Source organism: Pedobacter ginsenosidimutans (assembly GCF_001442625.1).
Lineage (GTDB): Bacteria > Bacteroidota > Bacteroidia > Sphingobacteriales > Sphingobacteriaceae > Pedobacter > Pedobacter ginsenosidimutans.
The window spans coordinates 26,769-45,409 of sequence record NZ_LMZQ01000017.1; the positions used below are offsets into that span (position 1 = coordinate 26,769).

Here is an 18,641-nt window from a genome sequence, read left to right on the forward strand (position 1 = left end):
ATTTCTATATAGAATTTTCTGTCTATCTGTTATGATTTTAACAATCATGGGATATTCAGGAACACTCCATGCACAGCAGCCTGTTACCGTGCGTGGAAAAGTAACCGATAAAAAAGATAAACTCGAAATTATAGGTGCCTCAGTTATCGAGGTCGATCAGAATAAAAGAACCATTACCGGGGTAAGTACCGATATCAACGGGAATTTCGCCCTACGGGTAACCAATACCAAAAACCAGCTTGTGGTTTCATTTATTGGGTATAATAGCCATAATGCAGGTGTGATTGGTAACCGCACAACCATAAATGTAACATTAGAGCCAAGTTCGAACAGTTTGCAGGAAGTGGTATTAACAGCCAAAAAAATGGTGAATAACGGAACAGGTTTAAACATTGCCGAACGTAACTCTACTATTGCATCGGCCACTGTTAGCGGGAAAGCTTTAGAAGAATTGGCAGTAACCTCCATCGATCAGGCTTTGGCCGGACGTTTATCAGGAGTAGATTTTGGTACCACTTCAGGAGATCCGGGGGCAGGGATGTCAATCAGGATCCGTGGTACTTCGTCCATAAACGGTTCTGCCGAGCCACTTATTGTACTCGATGGCATGCCTTATGAAACGGAAATCCCTTCTGATTTTAACTTTGGAACAGCAGATGAGCAGGGTTATGCACAGCTTTTAAATATTGCACCATCCGACATTAAAGACATCACCGTTTTAAAAGATGCAGCCTCTACTGCGGTTTGGGGATCGAGGGCGGCTAACGGCGTACTTTTAATCAATACCAAACGTGGCGAAAGGGGAAGGCCTGTGGTATCGTATAATTTTAAGGGTTCGATGGCGCAACAGCCTAATCCTATTCCTTTTTTAACGGGCGATCAATATTCAATGCTTATTCCAGAAGCGGTAATGAATGCAACAGGGTTACCGCTCGACTTTTTAGGCAACAACGGACAGAATAAGGCCTTTCAGTACGACCCGTCTGATGCCTATTATTACTACAACTATAGCAACAACACCGATTGGGTAAAACTGATTACCCGCAATGGTTATACACAAGATCATAACGTTTCAATGAGCGGGGGAGGTGAAAAAGCGCGTTATTATGCATCGGTTGGTTATTTAGGTCAAACCGGAACTACTTTGGGAACCGATTTATCGCGGATTACAGCTAAGATTAATTTGGATTATATCGTATCGAGCAAACTGAGGTTCAGGACGGATGTAACCTATACACATGTGGATAACAACCTCAACTATGATAAATCTTTGCGTAGCACGGCGATTAATAAAATGCCGAATATGTCTGATTATGAGTATGATGAATATGGAAATAAAACTTCAGCATATTTTTCGCCAATTTCCAATATCCAGGGCCGTTACAGTGCAACCTATAATCCTTTGGCCATGGCAAATGAAGGTGCAAGTCATTTAATAGGCGAGCGTATTACACCAAAATTTAATCTTCAATACGATATTTCTCCGGTTTTGTTTTCGACGGTAGATGTTCAGTTTGATATCAACAATACCAAATCCAAAACCTTTTTACCTCAAATTGCCACCGGGCAACCAAGTACCGAACCAACTGTAAACCGGGCTTCTGATGCTGATGGCGATTCGTACAACATTCAGTCGAAAATTAACCTGATTTACCGTCCACATTTAAGCGAAAAGCATAATCTTCAGGGTTTGCTTTCTTTTCAAACCAACGATACTAAATCAGCCTCTTATACAGTTGCCACAGCAAATACGGCCTCCTCTGAATTTCAGGATCCATCTAATCCATCCATTACCAATGGATCTGGTCTGACCTTGAACTCCAGTCAGGCACAATCCAGAAGCGTGGGGGTGCTGTTGCAGGCACAATATGAATTTTTAGACCGTTACATCATCAACATGAATGGCAGGGTAGATGGTAACTCCAAGTTCTCGCCAGATAATCGTTTTGGTCTTTTTCCAGGGATTTCTACCCGATGGAGAATTTCGGGCGAACCTTTTATGAAAAACCTTAAGTTCATTGATGATTTAAGTTTACGCTTAAGTTATGGTGCGAGTGGAAAAGCCCCAGGCAGTAATTATGCTTACTTTAACAATTACACACCATTTTCATGGTCGTATGCCGGTCGCGCTGCAGTTTATCCCTCTAACATCGAACTTTCCAGGTTAAAATGGGAAACTGTAGTAGGGAAGAACCTGGGTTTCAATTTATGGCTGTTCGATAGTCGTGTTAAAATCGACGCGGAAATTTATCAGAACACCACTAAAAACATGTTTTACAATGATCTGAGGATCGCCGCTACTACTGGCTACAATGCCATTGATATGAACATAGGTACCATGAACAACAATGGTTGGGAAATCGGTATCAATACTACCCCTGTTAAAACCAAAAAATGGATTGTAAACTTTGATTTCAATATTTCGAGGAACATCAATTCCATCCAGTCCATTTCGGAGTTCTATCCAAGAGAAAGCTCCGTAGGGCTTCCAGCACAGGGATCTTATAAATCTTTTCTGATTATCGGTAATCCATTCGGCTCGTATTATGGCTTTAAGTACAAAGGTGTGTATAAAGATGCTGATGCGACCATTGCCAGAGATCAGAACGGGAAAGAAATTGTTGGACCAAACGGCCAGACCATTTACATGCGTTACAATTACCCAACGGTTGATTATGTATTCCAACCGGGTGATGCGATGTATGAAGACATTAATCACGATGGAAACATTGATGAAAAAGACATGGTTTACCTCGGCAATTCGGTACCCAAATTTACCGGTGGTTTTGGGCCAAGCGTAATCTTTAATGGCAACCTAAAAGTACAGGCATTTTTTAGCTACCGCTATGGTTACGATATCGTAAACACGGCTAAAATTACCACCACCAATATGTATGGGGTTAACAACCAGAGTACTGCGGTTTTAAGGCGCTGGAGAAATCCTGGAGATGTGACTGATATGCCACGCGCTTTATACGGTGTAGGTTACAACTGGTTAGGCTCCGACCGTTATGTAGAAGATGCCTCCTTTATCCGTTTAAGCTCGGTTACCGTACGTTACAACTTTACCCAGAATATGCTGAAAAGGGTCGGTGTAAAAAGTGCCAGCATTTATGTAACCGGACAAAATTTATATACCTGGACGAAATATACCGGACAAGATCCTGATGTAACCTCTGTAGGGAGCAGTAATCCTTTTTCTTATGCCGCTGATGGTTCGCTCACACCACCATCTAAAACCTTTACGATGGGCTTAACCCTTGGACTCTAAATGATTAACCATGAACAGAAAAATTAAATATACGCTACTGGTCTTCGTTACACTGCTTAGTGTTTTTGGAACATCGTGCAAGAAATGGTTGGATTTAAAACCTCAGGACGGTTTAATCCGCGATGAATACTGGCAAACCAAAGAACAGCTTGATGCTGCGGTGATGGGCTGTTATGCCTCGCTTTTAGGCGGAAGCAATATACCCTTGGCCAAATACCTTTTTATTTGGGGCGAGCTCCGTGCCGATATGGTGGTGCCTGGTTTAGAAATTTCTTCCGATGATGACGAATCGAAACTGAGTGGATTGCTGAGGGATGAATTTGATATTATGCGCACCCAGATTGCCTCTACCAACACATTGGTAAACTGGGAGGCCATATACAAAACCATCAATTATTGCAATACCGTAATCAAATTTGCACCAGAGGTAATCAATAGGGATAAAACTTTAACGCAAACGGCTTTGAACGGTTATTTAGCCGAAGCCCATGCTTTACGCGGATTAATGTATTTCTATCTGCTCCGTTCGTTTGGCGAAGTACCACTTAAACTCGAACCCACTTATAACGATTCGCAGATTGGCGCTATTGCCAAAAATACCCAGCAGGAAGTGTATCAGCAGGTAATTAAAGATTTGTTGTTTGGCAGCGAAAACGGACAGGTAACCTATGGCAGTATGGCCGAAGATCGGGGCAGAATGACCAAATTTTCTGCTTATACCGCACTGGCTGATGCTTATTTATGGAACGAAGAATATCAAAAAAGTATCGATGCGTGTAACAAGGTAATCGAATCGGGCAAATACAGGCTGCTGCCTAATGGCACCCAACAGACCGATTTTTACAATACGGTATACTTTAACGGGAATTCAGTAGAAGGCATTTTTGAGTTTCAGTTTGATAACCAAAAGCTTAATCCCTTTGCACCCATGTTTGGCATAACCGGAAGGGAATTTAGGGCAGCAGATTGGATTGCAGAAGGTGGATTGTTCGGAACAGATTTGGCTAACCTGAGCAATAAAGATATCCGCGGAAATGGTACCTCGATGTTCGAAGCCAATTCTGCCATCTGCAAATTCACCAATTTCAGAACGGCAGCTACTTCTTTCACCCATTGGTTTGCCTATCGTTATTCGGACGTGTTATTAATGAAAGCAGAAGCGCTAACCTGGCTGGCACCTGGTAACAGTGCCAACGGAACTCAGGCCATTGAATTGGTTGGCCAAATCAGGACAGCCCGTAATGCACAAGCTTTTGTAGCCGATAAATTTATCGAAATACCCGATCCCGCGTTAACGGCCAATGTTTCGCAATATGTATTTGAAGAACGGGCACGCGAATTTGCTTTCGAAGGCAAACGTTGGTACGATATTCTGCGTAATGCCAAAAGAGGTAACTACGCAAACGAAAAACTACTGATTGACATTGTTTCTGCCAGTGCACAACCAAGTAAACAGCAAACGGTAATTAATAAATACCGGGATCATAGAAGTCATTATTTTCCGATCTATTCTTATGAGTTGCAAACAAACAAGGCGCTTGTTCAAAATTCATTTTATCAATAATTGCTAACCAAAAAAATAAAGCTATGAAACAGAATGTTAAAATAGTGCTGCTGGGATTATGCAGTTTATTTATGTGTCTTTGGGCTTGTCGTAAAGACTCGGTAGTAAAAGGGACATCAAATGTGGTAAATATGACCCAATATTTAAGTGATCACCCTGATCAGTTTTCAGAATTGTCAAAGATCCTCGAAATCTCCGAAACAGCTTCTTTTTTGAATGCTTATGGATCTTACACACTTTTTGCACCAAGCAACGAGGCCATTAAAGCTTATCTGCAAACCAAAGGGAAAAGTGCTGTAGCCGATGTTTCTGCTGCCGATTGGAAGAGTTTCATCCGTTTACATCTGCTTGAAGATTCTATACCCACATCGAGGTTTACCGATGGTAAGCTTTTCAATTTAACCATGTACGGTCAATATTTAACCACTTCTTCCGAGCTGATTTCGGGAGTGACGAAAATCCGTATCAACAGGCAGGCAAGTGTAATCCAGCCTAATATTTCAGTAGGGAATGGTTTGATCCACAGTATCGATCATGTATTAACTCCGGCTACTTTAACCGTTGCGCAAACCGTTGCCGCAAATCCTGATTATTCGATTTTTACCGAAGCGCTCCGGGAAAGTGGTCTGTATGATAAACTGAACATCCTTCCTGCCAATAATCCAGACGAAAAGCAGAAATTTTTGACGGTAATTCCTGAAAGTAATGCCACACTCGCTGCAGCAGGCATTAACAGTTATGCGGCTTTAAAAGCCAAATATTCGGCTACGGGAAATGTAACACAGCCAACAGATGGTTTACAGCTTTTTTTAAACTATCACATTTTATATGATGCCAAGTATTTAGCCGATATCATTACCGCCAGTGCGCACAATACTTTAGCACCTTTGGAGGTTTTAACCTCAAAGCTTTCTGGCGAAACCGTATTGATGAATGATGATACCTTTAATGGCGTTTACGAACCTGGTTTTTCACTCCTTCGCGATAAAAGTGATGTTACGGCCAGCAATGGTGTAGTACATCAGCCTTCTGCACATTTCGATATTAAAGTACGCGCACCATTCAGGGTTGATTTTGATGTTTGTGCTTTTCCCGAAATGTTGAAGAATACACAGTATTATAAAAAGAACAATTATTTCTTTACCGGCGATGAGGCCGCTGCTTTAACCGAAATTAAATTCTCGGGAAGAGAAGAAGGAAAAGATCCAACCAAATCGCTGATTTATAGATACGGCAGTGGCGGAACTTCGACCAACTCGTACAACAAAGATATTTTAGTTATCCCGCTGGCTACCGGTGGAACATCAAATACCTCAGAATGGGTGGAATTTAGAACGCCGTTGCTGATTAAAGGAAAATATAAAATCTGGGTATGTATTTATGCACAGGCCGAATCGAATACCACTACCGAGGTTCAGGCCAGTATTGGTTTGGATGGCACTACTGATAGAGCTCCTTTATCAAATTCGCGCATTTTAAACTTTACGGTAAAACGTCCGGGAATAAACAAAGTAGTAAATGGGGTAACGGTGATTGATGCTGATGCAGAAGAAGCTGTAGGTTTTAAAACCTATATGTCGAGTACGGCAGGCGCACAGATTGGAAAATTAATGGGCATTGCAGATTTACCACAAACAGGCCGTTATTGGTTACGTTTAAAAGCCATAAACGGCTCGCAGGCCACCAATAATGTCGATATGATTCACATTATTCCGGTTAACGACGACCAGCAATACTGGAAATACAATGTTGATGGATCTAAAATACTAAGGCCATAATGAAAATACCACAATGTCTACTGCGATTGCTTAAGAGAAGATAATAAAAAATATTGTCATCCTGAGCTTGTCGAAGGACAGATGCCTTTTGTTTTGGACTATTGAGAAGTCTTCGACAAGCTCAGACTGACAACGATTATGATCCTCCCCATAAGAGAGGAATTAAATAAAATTTAAAAATTATACCAACCGAAATGATTGATTTTAAACCAGGATATTTTGTTTTGCTATTTCTATACACCTGTTTAGCCTTTGCTGGCTGTAAGGATGCATGGAAAGACCACACAGAGATCAATATCGAAAGATTAGACCGGACCCTTTTTGAGCAGATCAGTAACGATGCCAACCTGAGTACTTTTACTTCATATGTGGTAAAAACAGGTTACGACGCTGTGCTGAAATCGTCTAAATCTTTTACGGTATGGGCGCCCAGTAACGAAGCGCTAAAAAGCATAGATCCTACTGTGGTAAATGATACAGCTGCTTTAAAGCGTCTGGTGGGGAACTATATTGCCAATCAGAGCTATTTTACCACAGCACCAAAGCCATCGCTGGTGATCAGGATGCTAAATGGCAAGAATACCATTTTCACCAAAACTACTTTCGAAGAAGCAAATATTAATCAGGCTGATGTTTACGTGAAAAATGGCGTTTTGCATACTATAAATGCCGCATCAATGCCCAAAGCAAATGCCTGGGAGTTTTTGCAAAGCCTAAGTACCGCGAGTTTGCAGAAAGATTTCATCAAAAGCCAGGAGCAGGAAGAAGTAGATACCAGCAAAGGTGTTTTGCTGTACAAAGATCCGGTAACTACAAAAGGCGTTTACCAGGAAGGTACAACCTTTAAAGTAATCAGAAACAGGTATTTTCAACGCATTTCCAATATCAGCAGCGAAGATAGTTTGATGACGTACATCATTTTAAACAATACTGCTTTTACCGCTGAGCAAAATAAACTGGCTGCCTATAACAAGCATGCCAATGCACTTTATGCCGATACCTTAACCAAGTGGAGTGTAGTAAGAGATCTGGTTGTAAATAAGGTATATGGATTAAATGAATTACCCGATTCGCTGACTACCGTTACCGGAGTGAAAATTCACTTAGATAAAAGCGCAATTGTAGAAACCCGTTTGTTAAGCAATGGTATTGCCTATGTGGTAAATAACATTGGTTATAAACTGATGGAGAATAAAATCCCAACGGTTGTTATTCAGGGCGAAATGCCCGATTCGTTACGTGTGCCTGCCAACCCACTGGCGAGGATTAAAAATGATCCACAAGGTAAACGTTTCACCGATCTGCAAACAGGTAGTATTACCTCTAGTCCGAATCCACTTTATTATTATCGTTACAAATCCACTGTTCATTCAGTGAAGTACGAAGTGTATTGGAGAGCGATAAACGATATCCTGGTAGCGCCAATTAGCATGAAAGTAGATTTTAATACCAGCAGAAGTTTTGGTAGCGTACTTTTTCCGTTGGCGACTGTAGGTTACCGTTCCGTACCATCCATAATTGGTTTGGCGCAGGGTAGTGATGCTTACCGCGATGCCTATAAAGAAGTCTATTTAGGCACTTATACTGCTGATACTTATGGAACGCTGTACACTTTTCTGGCTTCATCTTTAGCCGCATCAAGTACCGCACCAACTGCCCTTTCTTTAGATTATATCAAACTAAAACCAGTTAACTAAGCCCTTAAAAGAATTTATGTACAACTATACAAAAACGGTTATCAAAGGAATTTTACCGTGCTTATTGTTCTTTGCACTGAACAACTCTTTGTTGGCTCAAGAGAAAGATTCGGTAAGCACCACGGTAATCAAATTTAAAAGGCCTACCGGACCGCAGGTGAGTGGTGTGGTAATTGGCGCATCGAGTAAAAAGCCATTGCCGGGTATCAGCGTTTCGGTAACAGGTTATGCTGCTGCACTTACAGATGAAAAGGGAAATTTTAAAATCGGTGTACCCAATTACAATGCAGTGCTGGTGATTTCGGGTCAAGGTTATCAATCTAAAGAAGAAGCACTTAAAGGGCGCAAAACGATCAGCAAGATTGCCTTGTTCGAAGAACGTTACGTTTCGGTATACGATGCTGCAGTATTGCCATTTGGCACTGCTTTAAAGAACCGCACACCTTACTCGGCTAGCACGGTAAACCTGAACGGAAGCTGGGAGCGTAGCAACGAAACACCAGATTCTTATTTGCAGGGAAAAATTGCCGGATTAGAGGTGCTTAGAAGATCAGGCACACCAGATATTGGTGCCGATCTTTACTTGCGCGGGTATAATTCTTTATATGCGGCTAACCAACCCCTAATTGTGGTTGATGGTGTAATTTATGATGTAAATACGTATGGGAGCTCCATTATCGCTGGTCACCAAAATAACAGGTTAGCTAACATCGACCTTAAAGACATTGACAATATTACCCTCATTAAAGATGGTGCATCGGTATATGGAACCAAAGGTGCTAACGGTGTATTAATGATTACCACTGGCCGGGCTAAAGATGTGGCCACTCGATTGGATTTTTCGGCATATGGAGGTTACAATGGTACAGTAAGTCTTTTACCTGTAATGGAAGCCGATAATTACCGCATTTTCTTATCTGATCTGCTTAAAACCAAACCGGGTATGACCGATGCGCTGATTAAAGCAGAACCTTATATGAATGATAATCCGAATCCTGCTTATTACAATTATCATCAGAATATTAACTGGCAGGATCAGGTAATGAGCAGCGGCATCAGTCAGAACTATTACCTGAAAGTAACCGGAGGCGATGATATTGCTACTTATGCTTTATCTCTCGGCTACCTGAATAACGATGGTTTAACCGATAGTACCAATTTAACCCGTTACCAAACCCGTTTTAATGCCAATCTGAATCTTTCGGCTAAATTAAAATCGCAGGTAAACCTCGCCTTTACCCGTAGCGAGCAGAACTTAAGAGATCAGGGACAGGCTTATGCCACCAACCCCTTATACCTGGCATTGGTTAAAGCACCTTTCCTTTCTCCTTTTGAGCTGTCAGAAACTGGTGTTCAATCGCCAAACCTTGCCGATACCGACATATTTGGTACAAGTAACCCCAGCGCAGCGATTAAAAACATCCAGGCACTTAACCGCAGTTACCGTTTTTCAGGTTCCGTCGGGTTTAATTATGAGTTCAATAAAACTTTTAAAGCCAATGCGCTCGTAGGTATTACGTACGATAAAGTGCGCGAAAACTATTTTACACCCATGTTGGGTATTGCCCCGGTTTTATTGCCCACCGCAGTTGGTTACAATAAGGCTGCAGCAGGTGTACAGCGTTTGTTTACGGTAAATACTGATACTTGGGTGTCATACAATAAAGATTTAAATGAGGTAAGTAAATTAAGTGCAAACTTAGGCTTCAGGTTGCAGCACAGCAGTGCCGAAGTAGATAACGGCGCTAGTTTTAATACGGCCAGTGATGATTTCGTGACATTGGGCGGTACGCAAAGTACGCTACGTGTGGTAGGTGGGTCTTTGGGTAAATGGAACTGGTTGAACAACTATTTTAATGTGAATTACGAAGCTTACAATAAGTACTTCGTATCGTTCAATATAGCCGCCGATGCTTCTTCGCGTTTTGGTAAAGATATACCCGACGTACTGAATTTTAATGGCGTAAAAATGGCTTTGATGCCATCTGTTGCAGCCTCATGGCTGATCTCGTCAGAAAGTTTTATGGCTAATAACAACTTTATAGAAAGTCTGAAACTGCGGGCCAGTTATGGCTTAACCGGCAATGATGATATTGGCAACTATACAGCCAAATCGTACTATGTATCGCAGAATTTTTTAGGCCGGCAGGGATTGGTTAGGGGAAATATTGGCAATACTGCCCTAAAATGGGAGCGTAATGCCAAATTAAATGTTGGAGTGGATGCTTCCTTTTTGAAGGAAAGATTAAACATCAGCTTAGATCTTTACCAGAACAAGATTAGCGACATGCTGATTTACGAACCGTTGTTAACTTCAACAGGCTTCAGTTATGCCGTAAGTAATGGCGGTAGCATGAGCAATAGCGGTTTAGAACTTTCAATAAACGGTAGATTGATAAATCAAACGGATCTGAAATGGGACATGGGCCTTACGTATAGTTTAAACCGGAATAAGATTAGCCAGTTGGGTGGAAACGATCAGTTACTTACACAATATAGTGGAGCTACCATTATCACTCAGATCGGTGATGCAGCCAATTTATTCTATGGTTATAAAAGCAATGGGGTATATACTTCAGCTGCTGAAGCTGTTGCTTCGGGCCTGAGCAATAAAACTGCCGACGGTGCTTTTATTCCTTTTCAGGGAGGAGATATGAAGTTTGCCGACCTGAATGGTGATAAAGTTATTGATGAGCGAGATCGCCAGGTGATCGGTAATCCAAATCCTGATTTTGTTGGCGCATATAGCAACAAACTGAGTTACAAACGCTGGTCGTTAGATGCTCTTTTCACTTTTAGTTATGGCAACGAGATCTACAACAGTACACGTGCCATTTTAGAAAACATGAACGGTTACAATAACCAAAGCCCTGCGGCAGTAAACCGTTGGCGTGTTGATGGACAGGCAACCGATGTGCCACGTGCTTCGTGGGGAGATCCATCGCGTAATAGCCGCTTTTCTGACCGTTGGATCGAAGACGGTTCTTACCTGAAACTGAGAACAATATCATTAAGCTATAATGTGCCTATAAAAGCCAGTTTTATCCGTTCGGCAACCGTTTATGCCATTGCCAATAATGTATTTACCGTGACTAATTATCTGGGTTACGACCCTGAGTTTAGTGCCGGAAGCAGCGTATTTGCCCGAGGCGTAGATATAGGTTTAGAACCCAGCTTTAGATCGATGTTCCTGGGTGTTAGAATCGGTTTGTAACCTTTAAAGAAAATATTGAGATGAATAAGAATTTATATATCACCATTACCAGCTGTTTATTATTTGTGCTGGTATTGAGCAGCATCCTGTCCTGCAAAAAGGCATTCGATATTGAGCCAGAAGATGCCTTAGAAGCTTCGCAAACCTATAGAAATGTGTACGATGCCGATGCAGCCGTGCTGGGTATTTATGGTAAATTTGTGAAGCTTGCCGATAAATACATGCTCTTGAACGAGTTGCGTGGCGATTTGCTGGATGTAACCTCCAATGCCAATAATTATTTAAAACAGCTGGGCACGCAAACCGTTGCAGCCGATAATCCTTATGCCGATCCAAAACCTTTTTATGAAGTAATTATCAACTGTAACGATGCCCTGAAGAACTTCAACATCATGCGGGAGAAAAAGCTGTTGGATAATACCCAATATTACCAACGTTATACCGATATCCTATTTCTGCGCAGCTGGTTATACCTGCAATTGGGTATCCATTATGGTACTGTACCTTATGTAACCGATGCCTTAACCACCATCGCCGACCTGCAGGATGAAAGCAAGTTTCCTAAACTCTCTTTTGAAGATCTGTTAAGTCGCCTAATAGCTGAAACAGAAGCTACGCCGAGAGAATATTTAAACCAGAATACTTCAGCTGCAAGTCCAACGCTCATTTTGCCAATGGATGTGTATATCGTTAAAGATGGTGTTTTTAAATTTTTTATCCAGCGCCGCTCATTTTTAGGCGACCTGAACCTTTGGAAAGGAAATTACCTTAAGGCTGCCGGTTATTATAAGGATGTAATGGAAACGGGTACCAATTCGAGTACTGGTAGTGATCAGCAGATCGACTTATATGATACCTACCGTGTGGGGGATGACAACTCTCAGGATCATTCTTTAAAAACTACAGCTGTACTCAACCCATGGACCAAGATTTTTTCTGCACCATTGGCCGATCGTATTGCCAACTGGGAACGGATGTGGACATTACCTTTTAGCAGCAACTTTTCACCGGGCAATCCATTGTTTACACTGTTTTCTAAATCAGGCGATTATCTGGTCAAACCATCCAGCTTATCAATCCGCAACTGGAACAACCAGATCCGTACAGATGGAAGTTTAACCGATAGAAGAGGTTTAGATATGTCGTACCGTTTGGTGAATGGTATTGAACCTGAGGTATTAAAATATTCGCAGAATTATAGCCTGAGCACGCCTTTTGATAAAACAGGGGTTTGGGTGATTTACCGTGCTGCTGTTTTACACCTGCGTTATGCAGAGGCGGCCAACCGGTTAGATCGACGGGTTTTGGCTGGTGCTCTGGTAAACAGTGGGATTAAAGCTGCTTTTGGTACCAAAGCACTTTATAATGGCGTACCTGATAGCTATCCCTTTGATTTTAATGGCGATGGAGGAACCATCAGGGGCAACTGGTACCGCAATTCGGGCATCAGGGGGCGTGCTGTAAACCAGGATTACCCAATCACTGTAGCCAATACAGTTTTAGAAGTAGAGGACCGTATTATGCAGGAAGAAGCCTTAGAAACTGCATTTGAAGGCTACCGCTGGCAAGATCTGTTGCGCATCGCTTTGCGCAGGCAATCTACCGATCCCAATTACCTGGCTGATAAAATAGCAGCTAAGTTCGAAGCCGCAGGCGATGGCGCATCCGCCTCCCTGGTACGCTCGCGCCTGGCCAATAAAGAAAACTGGTATTTACCCTTTAAATTAAAATAACATCCTACATCATCCTATTATATATATAAATCGCAATTAAAATCTACCAAATGTTAAATAGAAAGAAACCCGGTCAGTTGATGACCTACCATAGTGTGAAAAAATATTTTAAAAGTTTAGTTAGTATATTGTTTTTAGGCTTAACAGTGCATATTGCTCAAGCGCAGCAACTGGCTTTTCCAGGAGCGGAGGGCTTTGGCCGTTTTGCCATTGGCGGACGTGGGGGTACGGTATATCATGTAACCAACCTGAACGATACCGGTGCCGGCTCTTTTAGGGATGCTGTAAGTAAACCGGGCAGAACGGTTGTGTTTGATGTTTCAGGGGTTATTAAGATCGGTGGCAAAATTGCCGTATCGCCAAGAATTACCATAGCCGGACAAACCGCTCCAAAAGAAGGTATCACCATTTACGGCAATAGTGTTTCTTTTAAAGATTCGACCATTGTGCGCTACATGCGTTTTAGGGGCAGCATTAACATGTCTAAAGGTTCATGCACAGTAGTTGCCGATGATCTGAACGATATTATATTCGACCATGTTTCAATCGAATGGGGGCGTTGGGATAACCTCCACATTAAAAAAAGCAAAAATGTAACCTTACAATATTGTGTGGTTGCCGAAAGTATCGATCCACAACGTTTTGGTGCCCTTTTAGAAGTGCCAGAATATGTAACCATGCATCATTGTCTGTTCGCAGGCAACCAGAGCCGTAATCCCAAAGCAAAGGCCAAAATCGAATTTATAAACAATGTGGTGTACAACTGGGGTAAAAGTGGTTTTGTAGGCGGACATTCGAGCGCTGATCATTACCAGGATCTCGTAGCTAATTATTTTATCTCCGGACCAAGTTCTACCGATAGTTTTTTAAGCATGTTCAGCAAAACAGATCATGTTTACCACCGCGATAATTATACCGACCTCAATAAGGACGGAAAACTAAATGGCCGTCTCATTACTGATGAAGACTTTATCAAAGAAACAGCCACGCTTCTCAAAGAACCCTCACTTCTGCCAAAAAGCAGCGTTAAAATAAGCTCGGCAGCAAAGGCTTATCAAACAGTTTTGGCAGAAGCGGGTTCTTCATTAAAAAGAGATGCAGTAGATCTCCGTATTATGGGCTATTTAAAAAGTATCGGCACAAAAGGTGCTATATTTAAAACCGAGGCCGATGCCGGGGGACAACCAGAGACGAAGTTGGTTAAATTAAGCGTAAAGGATGCAGACCAAGACGGGATTCCGGATGGTTGGGAAAAATCAAAACGCTTAAACCCGACAGATGCTATGGATGCACAGAAAATTAATGCAAATGGCTATAGCAACCTGGAGCAATATTTAAATGATTTAGTAAAATAAGCGGTATGTGTAGAATCGAAAACCAATTTAAGCGCTTGATGCTCTTCGTAATACTTTTCATCTGTAAGCCTGTTTTTGCACAGATTGATCGGGAGGCATTGGTGACGCGGCATACTGTTATCGTAAAAAAAATAGATTCCCTTTCTTCCTTATCGGTTGGCAATGGCCGATTTGCTTTTACCGTTGATGCTACAGGACTGCAAAGTTTTCCGGACTGCTATGCTAAAGGTGTTCCACTAGGCACACAATCGCAATGGGGATGGGGATCGTACAAAAATGAAGGTAAGTTTAACATCACCGAAGCCTATAAATATTACGATCAATACGGCCGCAAAGTACCCTATACCGTACAGTTAAATACACCACTTAGAGCTAAAGAGGCTACTAATTATTTCCGCCAGAATGTACACCGTTTACAATTGGGGAATATTGGTTTCGATCTGATTAAAAAGAACGGACAGCTCGCTAAAGCCAACGATATCAAAGACATTAACCAAAACTTAAACCCCTGGACGGGTGAAATTAAGAGTAGTTTTACCTTAGAAGGAATTCCTGTTGAGGTAACTACGGTTGGGCATCAGGATCTTGACCTGATCAGCGCATCGGTTTCGTCGCCTTTAATTGCCGTTGGAAGATTAAAAATCAGGCTTAGGTACCCCGTAGCTACTGGCGAATGGGCAGATGTAGGAAATAATTGGAGCAATAACAACAAACACCATTCACAGTTAGTGGCCCAAAATGCCGATGGTGCTATAATTAAGCGCCAGATTGACTCTGCAGTTTATTATACTTCCTTTTCGTGGAAAGGTAAAGCACAACTGGCCGAGAAACAAGCGCATTATTTTACCATTACACCTAATAAAGCCAGTCAACAGTTTAGCTTCAGTTGTCTTTTTTCACCTCAGAAAAGCACTCAGGCTGTTCCTTCTTTTGCATTGAGCCAACAAAATAGTCAGGAGCAATGGAAAGCCTTTTGGATGAGCGGTGCTGCGGTCGATTTTAGTGGAAGTACTGATAAACGTGCATTTGAACTCGAACGCAGGATTATCCTTTCCGAATACCTCACCAAAATACAATGTTCGGGCGATTTCCCCCCACAAGAAACTGGTCTAACCTACAACAGCTGGTTTGGTAAACCGCATCTCGAAATGCATTGGTGGCATGGCGTTCATTTTGCATTATGGGGCAGACCTGAGTTATTAAACCGAAGTACTGATTGGTATTTTAAGGTTGCGGATAAGGCAAAGAAAATTGCACAGGTGCAAGGTTTTGATGGTGTACGCTGGCAGAAAATGACCGATAATAAAGGTAACGAAAGCCCCTCATCAATCGGTGCCATGTTGATCTGGCAGCAGCCGCACCTCATTACCTTTGCCGAATTGGAGTATCGCGCAAATCAAGATGAAAAGGTATTGCAAAAATATAAAGACCTGGTGTTTAAAACGGCCGATTTTATGGCTTCGTTTGCTCATTTCGATGCTGCAAAAGGATGTTATGTACTCGGGCCCGGATTAATTCCCGCCCAAGAGCGTTTTAAGGCTGAAACTACCTTTAACCCTACATACGAGCTGGCTTACTGGGAATGGGGTTTGAAAACTGCACAAGAATGGCGTTTGCGTTTAGGTTTGTCACGGAACCCAAAATGGGATGAAGTGGTGACTAAATTATCACCTCTACCGATACAAAATGGCGTGTATCTGGCCGCAGAAAGTGCGCCTGATTCTTACACCAATCCCGAATATAAAACCGATCACCCTTCCGTATTGGGGGCATTTGGTATGCTGCCGGAAACAAATTTATTGGATAAAGCAACCATGCGCAAAACTTTTGATCTGGTTTGGAAAGACTGGAGCTGGAATGATACCTGGGGATGGGATTTCCCGATGACGGCCATGACGGCTACGCGCTTAGGCATGCCCGAAAAAGCGATTGATGCCTTGCTGATGCCTGTACAAACCAATACTTACCTTATTAATGGCCATAACTACCAGGACGACCGCCTGCGTATTTATTTGCCTGGAAATGGTGGTTTACTTACCGCTGTGGCTTTAATGTGTGCTGGCTGGGACGGAAATAATACCACAAACCCTGGCTTCCCAAAAGATGGAACGTGGAAAGTGGAATGGGAGGGCTTTAAGAAGATGATGTAGGAGGGAATGGAATAGGTAAGATGAGATGTATGATGGGAAGTGTGGAATGTGAAATCGAATAGGTTAGGCTATTAGTCCGGCGCCGGGTATTAACCGGGCTTAAGCCCAAAACCTTAAAGGGCTGCTCGTTAAAAAGGCAACCCTTTTTGCTAGACTTTCAGTATGTTATCGTTAATGGTTATTTTCAATAGGGTTTTTTAACAAATTCGCCTTCTTGCATCGCAATCTGATTACCCCATGCGGTAATCGCTTCTAAAATGGGCCTGAATGTTTTTCCAAAATCGGTTAGGTTATAAATCACTTTTATCGGCGGTTTATCGCCGTAAACTTTTCTCGACACCAAGCCATCTTTTTCCAATTGCTTTAATTGCAGGCTCAATGTCATTTCGGTAACAGATGGTATGTCTTTACGAAGCTCATTGTACCTCTTTGCTTTATCCTTTAAATGATAAAGAATAACAGCCTTCCATTTGCCACCCACCAAGCTCATCGCAAGGCTAACTGTGCAAGGATAAATTTCCTCCTTTAGTTTTACGTAATCGCTAATACATTCTGTTTTCATTCTACTGTTTTAACCTATCCTTTTGGATAGTTATTGCAAATTTATGTTACTATATATAGTTTTGCAACTATAATTTTTATAGTTAATAAAATAATATAAATGAGACCAGATTTTAAAGCAAATGAGGTGATCGAAAAAGACAAGCCATTGATCACTATCGTAGGCGTTTTGGGCAAACAGGGGCGCAGCGCAGCACTTACGCTATTGCATAGCGGGCGTTATCGTGTACGGGGCATTACACGCCGTGTAGATTCACCAGAGGCACTTAATTTGACTGAGATTGGGGCTGAGCTCGTAAGTTTACCGCTTGATTTGAGCTATGAGAAAGATTTCGTTGAAGCATTCCGTGGATCGGAAGGCGTTTTCATCATGACACCAAGTATTGTGCCGCCGCATAACCACGAAATGGAGCTGGGTAAACAATTAGCGGATGCGGCGGTTGAGGCTGGAGTTAAGCATATTATTTTTAGTAGTTTGGAAAATGTGGAAAAAATTACAAACGGAAAAAAGTTTGCTCCTCATTTTACCGATAAAGCAATGATTGAAGCATATATCCGCACGCTTCCAATCACCAGCTCGTTTATTTATATGGCCTTTTTCTACACCAATCTAATGGAGTTTTATCCCCCGAAATTGGTTGGAGATACGCTTGTATTTCCGATTTATTTACCTGAGGATTTTCGTGCCCCATTTGTTGATCCCCTTACCGCTACTGGGCCAGCGGTTTTAGAGATATTTTCCAATCCAGATGTATATGCAGGTAAATCTTTGCCTGTTATCGGCGACATTATTTCGCCCCGGGAAATGATAGATACATTTATTCGGGTAACAGGTAAAAAGGCTATCTATAGTTCCGCATTTACACAAGAAGCATTGCTTCGCCACTTCCCTGAATTCGGTACAAATGAGCTTTTGGTAAAGGAAATTTTAGGAATGGCAGAATATGCTGTAGATTATGGTTATTTCGGCAAGGAGCGTGATTTGTTATGGAGCCGCAAGGTTAACCAAAGCAGTCTAAGTTGGGAACAATTTCTGCGCAGTACCGGATGGCAAGGCCAAAAGCAGACTTACTGATTTCTTTCAATCGCCTACTTCATCAAGGGGAAGCTATGGAAATAGGTTGATAATGATTTAAAATTTTTCCTGGCTTAAATATATAAGAATATAATATTACGTTAGTTGACATTTCCACTAGAAAATCAGTGTCAAAATGTTACCAATCCATTTTATTACAATTAAGATATGATATTTTTTGCCAGATTTTCACAAAACTTATACCTAGTGAACATGCCTTTTGCTATATGTAATTACGTTTTA

At 41.8% G+C, this 18,641-nt stretch carries 10 protein-coding genes; 9 read left to right on the forward strand and 1 reads right to left on the reverse strand.

The features are described from left to right. Positions 1-46: 46 nt before the first annotated feature. From ASU31_RS18905 to ASU31_RS18940, 8 genes are all read left to right on the forward strand, one after another. The gene (locus ASU31_RS18905; RefSeq protein WP_245224566.1) at positions 47-3,271 is read left to right on the forward strand and encodes a SusC/RagA family TonB-linked outer membrane protein; all 3,225 of its coding nucleotides are present in this window, start codon (positions 47-49) and stop codon (positions 3,269-3,271) included. A 10-nt stretch (positions 3,272-3,281) separates the two neighbouring features. After that, positions 3,282-4,835, forward strand: coding sequence for a RagB/SusD family nutrient uptake outer membrane protein (locus ASU31_RS18910; protein WP_057933846.1), 1,554 nt, complete (start codon positions 3,282-3,284; stop codon positions 4,833-4,835). 23 nt (positions 4,836-4,858) lie between these two features. After that, entirely contained in the window at positions 4,859-6,613 is a 1,755-nt protein-coding gene (locus tag ASU31_RS18915) for a fasciclin domain-containing protein (RefSeq protein ID WP_057933847.1), read from the forward strand. A 194-nt stretch (positions 6,614-6,807) separates the two neighbouring features. After that, positions 6,808-8,310, forward strand: a complete 1,503-nt coding sequence (locus tag ASU31_RS18920; RefSeq protein WP_057933848.1) for a fasciclin domain-containing protein — start codon at positions 6,808-6,810, stop codon at positions 8,308-8,310. Between the two features lie 16 nt (positions 8,311-8,326). Beyond that, positions 8,327-11,524 (forward strand): SusC/RagA family TonB-linked outer membrane protein, encoded by a 3,198-nt coding sequence (locus tag ASU31_RS18925; RefSeq protein WP_057933849.1) that lies wholly within the window; start codon positions 8,327-8,329, stop codon positions 11,522-11,524. 20 nt (positions 11,525-11,544) lie between these two features. After that, positions 11,545-13,257: a RagB/SusD family nutrient uptake outer membrane protein gene (locus ASU31_RS18930; protein WP_057933850.1), complete on the forward strand. Its 1,713-nt coding sequence runs from the start codon at positions 11,545-11,547 to the stop codon at positions 13,255-13,257. Positions 13,258-13,307: 50 nt separating this feature from the next. Then, entirely contained in the window at positions 13,308-14,612 is a 1,305-nt protein-coding gene (locus tag ASU31_RS18935) for a pectate lyase family protein (RefSeq protein WP_245224567.1), read from the forward strand. A 5-nt stretch (positions 14,613-14,617) separates the two neighbouring features. Then, positions 14,618-16,762, forward strand: coding sequence for a hypothetical protein (locus ASU31_RS18940; RefSeq protein WP_209435022.1), 2,145 nt, complete (start codon positions 14,618-14,620; stop codon positions 16,760-16,762). A gap of 184 nt (positions 16,763-16,946) precedes the next feature. Here the strand turns inward: ASU31_RS18940 and ASU31_RS18945 are convergent, their stop codons facing one another. Further along, the gene (locus tag ASU31_RS18945) at positions 16,947-17,324 is read right to left on the reverse strand and encodes a winged helix-turn-helix transcriptional regulator (RefSeq protein WP_057933851.1); all 378 of its coding nucleotides are present in this window, start codon (positions 17,322-17,324) and stop codon (positions 16,947-16,949) included. Between the two features lie 99 nt (positions 17,325-17,423). On the opposite strand from ASU31_RS18945, the gene ASU31_RS18950 reads away from it, so the two are divergent. Next, positions 17,424-18,398: an NmrA/HSCARG family protein gene (locus tag ASU31_RS18950; protein WP_057933852.1), complete on the forward strand. Its 975-nt coding sequence runs from the start codon at positions 17,424-17,426 to the stop codon at positions 18,396-18,398. Positions 18,399-18,641 lie beyond the last annotated feature (243 nt).

Bases quoted from the DNA above. Each gene is read 5' to 3' on its own strand.
- ASU31_RS18905 (WP_245224566.1), top strand. From the start codon at position 47: ATGGGATATTCAGGAACACTCCATGCACAGCAGCCTGTTACCGTGCGT.
- ASU31_RS18910 (WP_057933846.1), top strand. From the start codon at position 3,282: ATGAACAGAAAAATTAAATATACGCTACTGGTCTTCGTTACACTGCTT.
- ASU31_RS18915 (WP_057933847.1), top strand. From the start codon at position 4,859: ATGAAACAGAATGTTAAAATAGTGCTGCTGGGATTATGCAGTTTATTT.
- ASU31_RS18920 (WP_057933848.1), top strand. From the start codon at position 6,808: ATGATTGATTTTAAACCAGGATATTTTGTTTTGCTATTTCTATACACC.
- ASU31_RS18925 (WP_057933849.1), top strand. From the start codon at position 8,327: ATGTACAACTATACAAAAACGGTTATCAAAGGAATTTTACCGTGCTTA.
- ASU31_RS18930 (WP_057933850.1), top strand. From the start codon at position 11,545: ATGAATAAGAATTTATATATCACCATTACCAGCTGTTTATTATTTGTG.
- ASU31_RS18935 (WP_245224567.1), top strand. From the start codon at position 13,308: ATGTTAAATAGAAAGAAACCCGGTCAGTTGATGACCTACCATAGTGTG.
- ASU31_RS18940 (WP_209435022.1), top strand. From the start codon at position 14,618: ATGTGTAGAATCGAAAACCAATTTAAGCGCTTGATGCTCTTCGTAATA.
- ASU31_RS18945 (WP_057933851.1), bottom strand. From the start codon at position 17,324: ATGAAAACAGAATGTATTAGCGATTACGTAAAACTAAAGGAGGAAATT.
- ASU31_RS18950 (WP_057933852.1), top strand. From the start codon at position 17,424: ATGAGACCAGATTTTAAAGCAAATGAGGTGATCGAAAAAGACAAGCCA.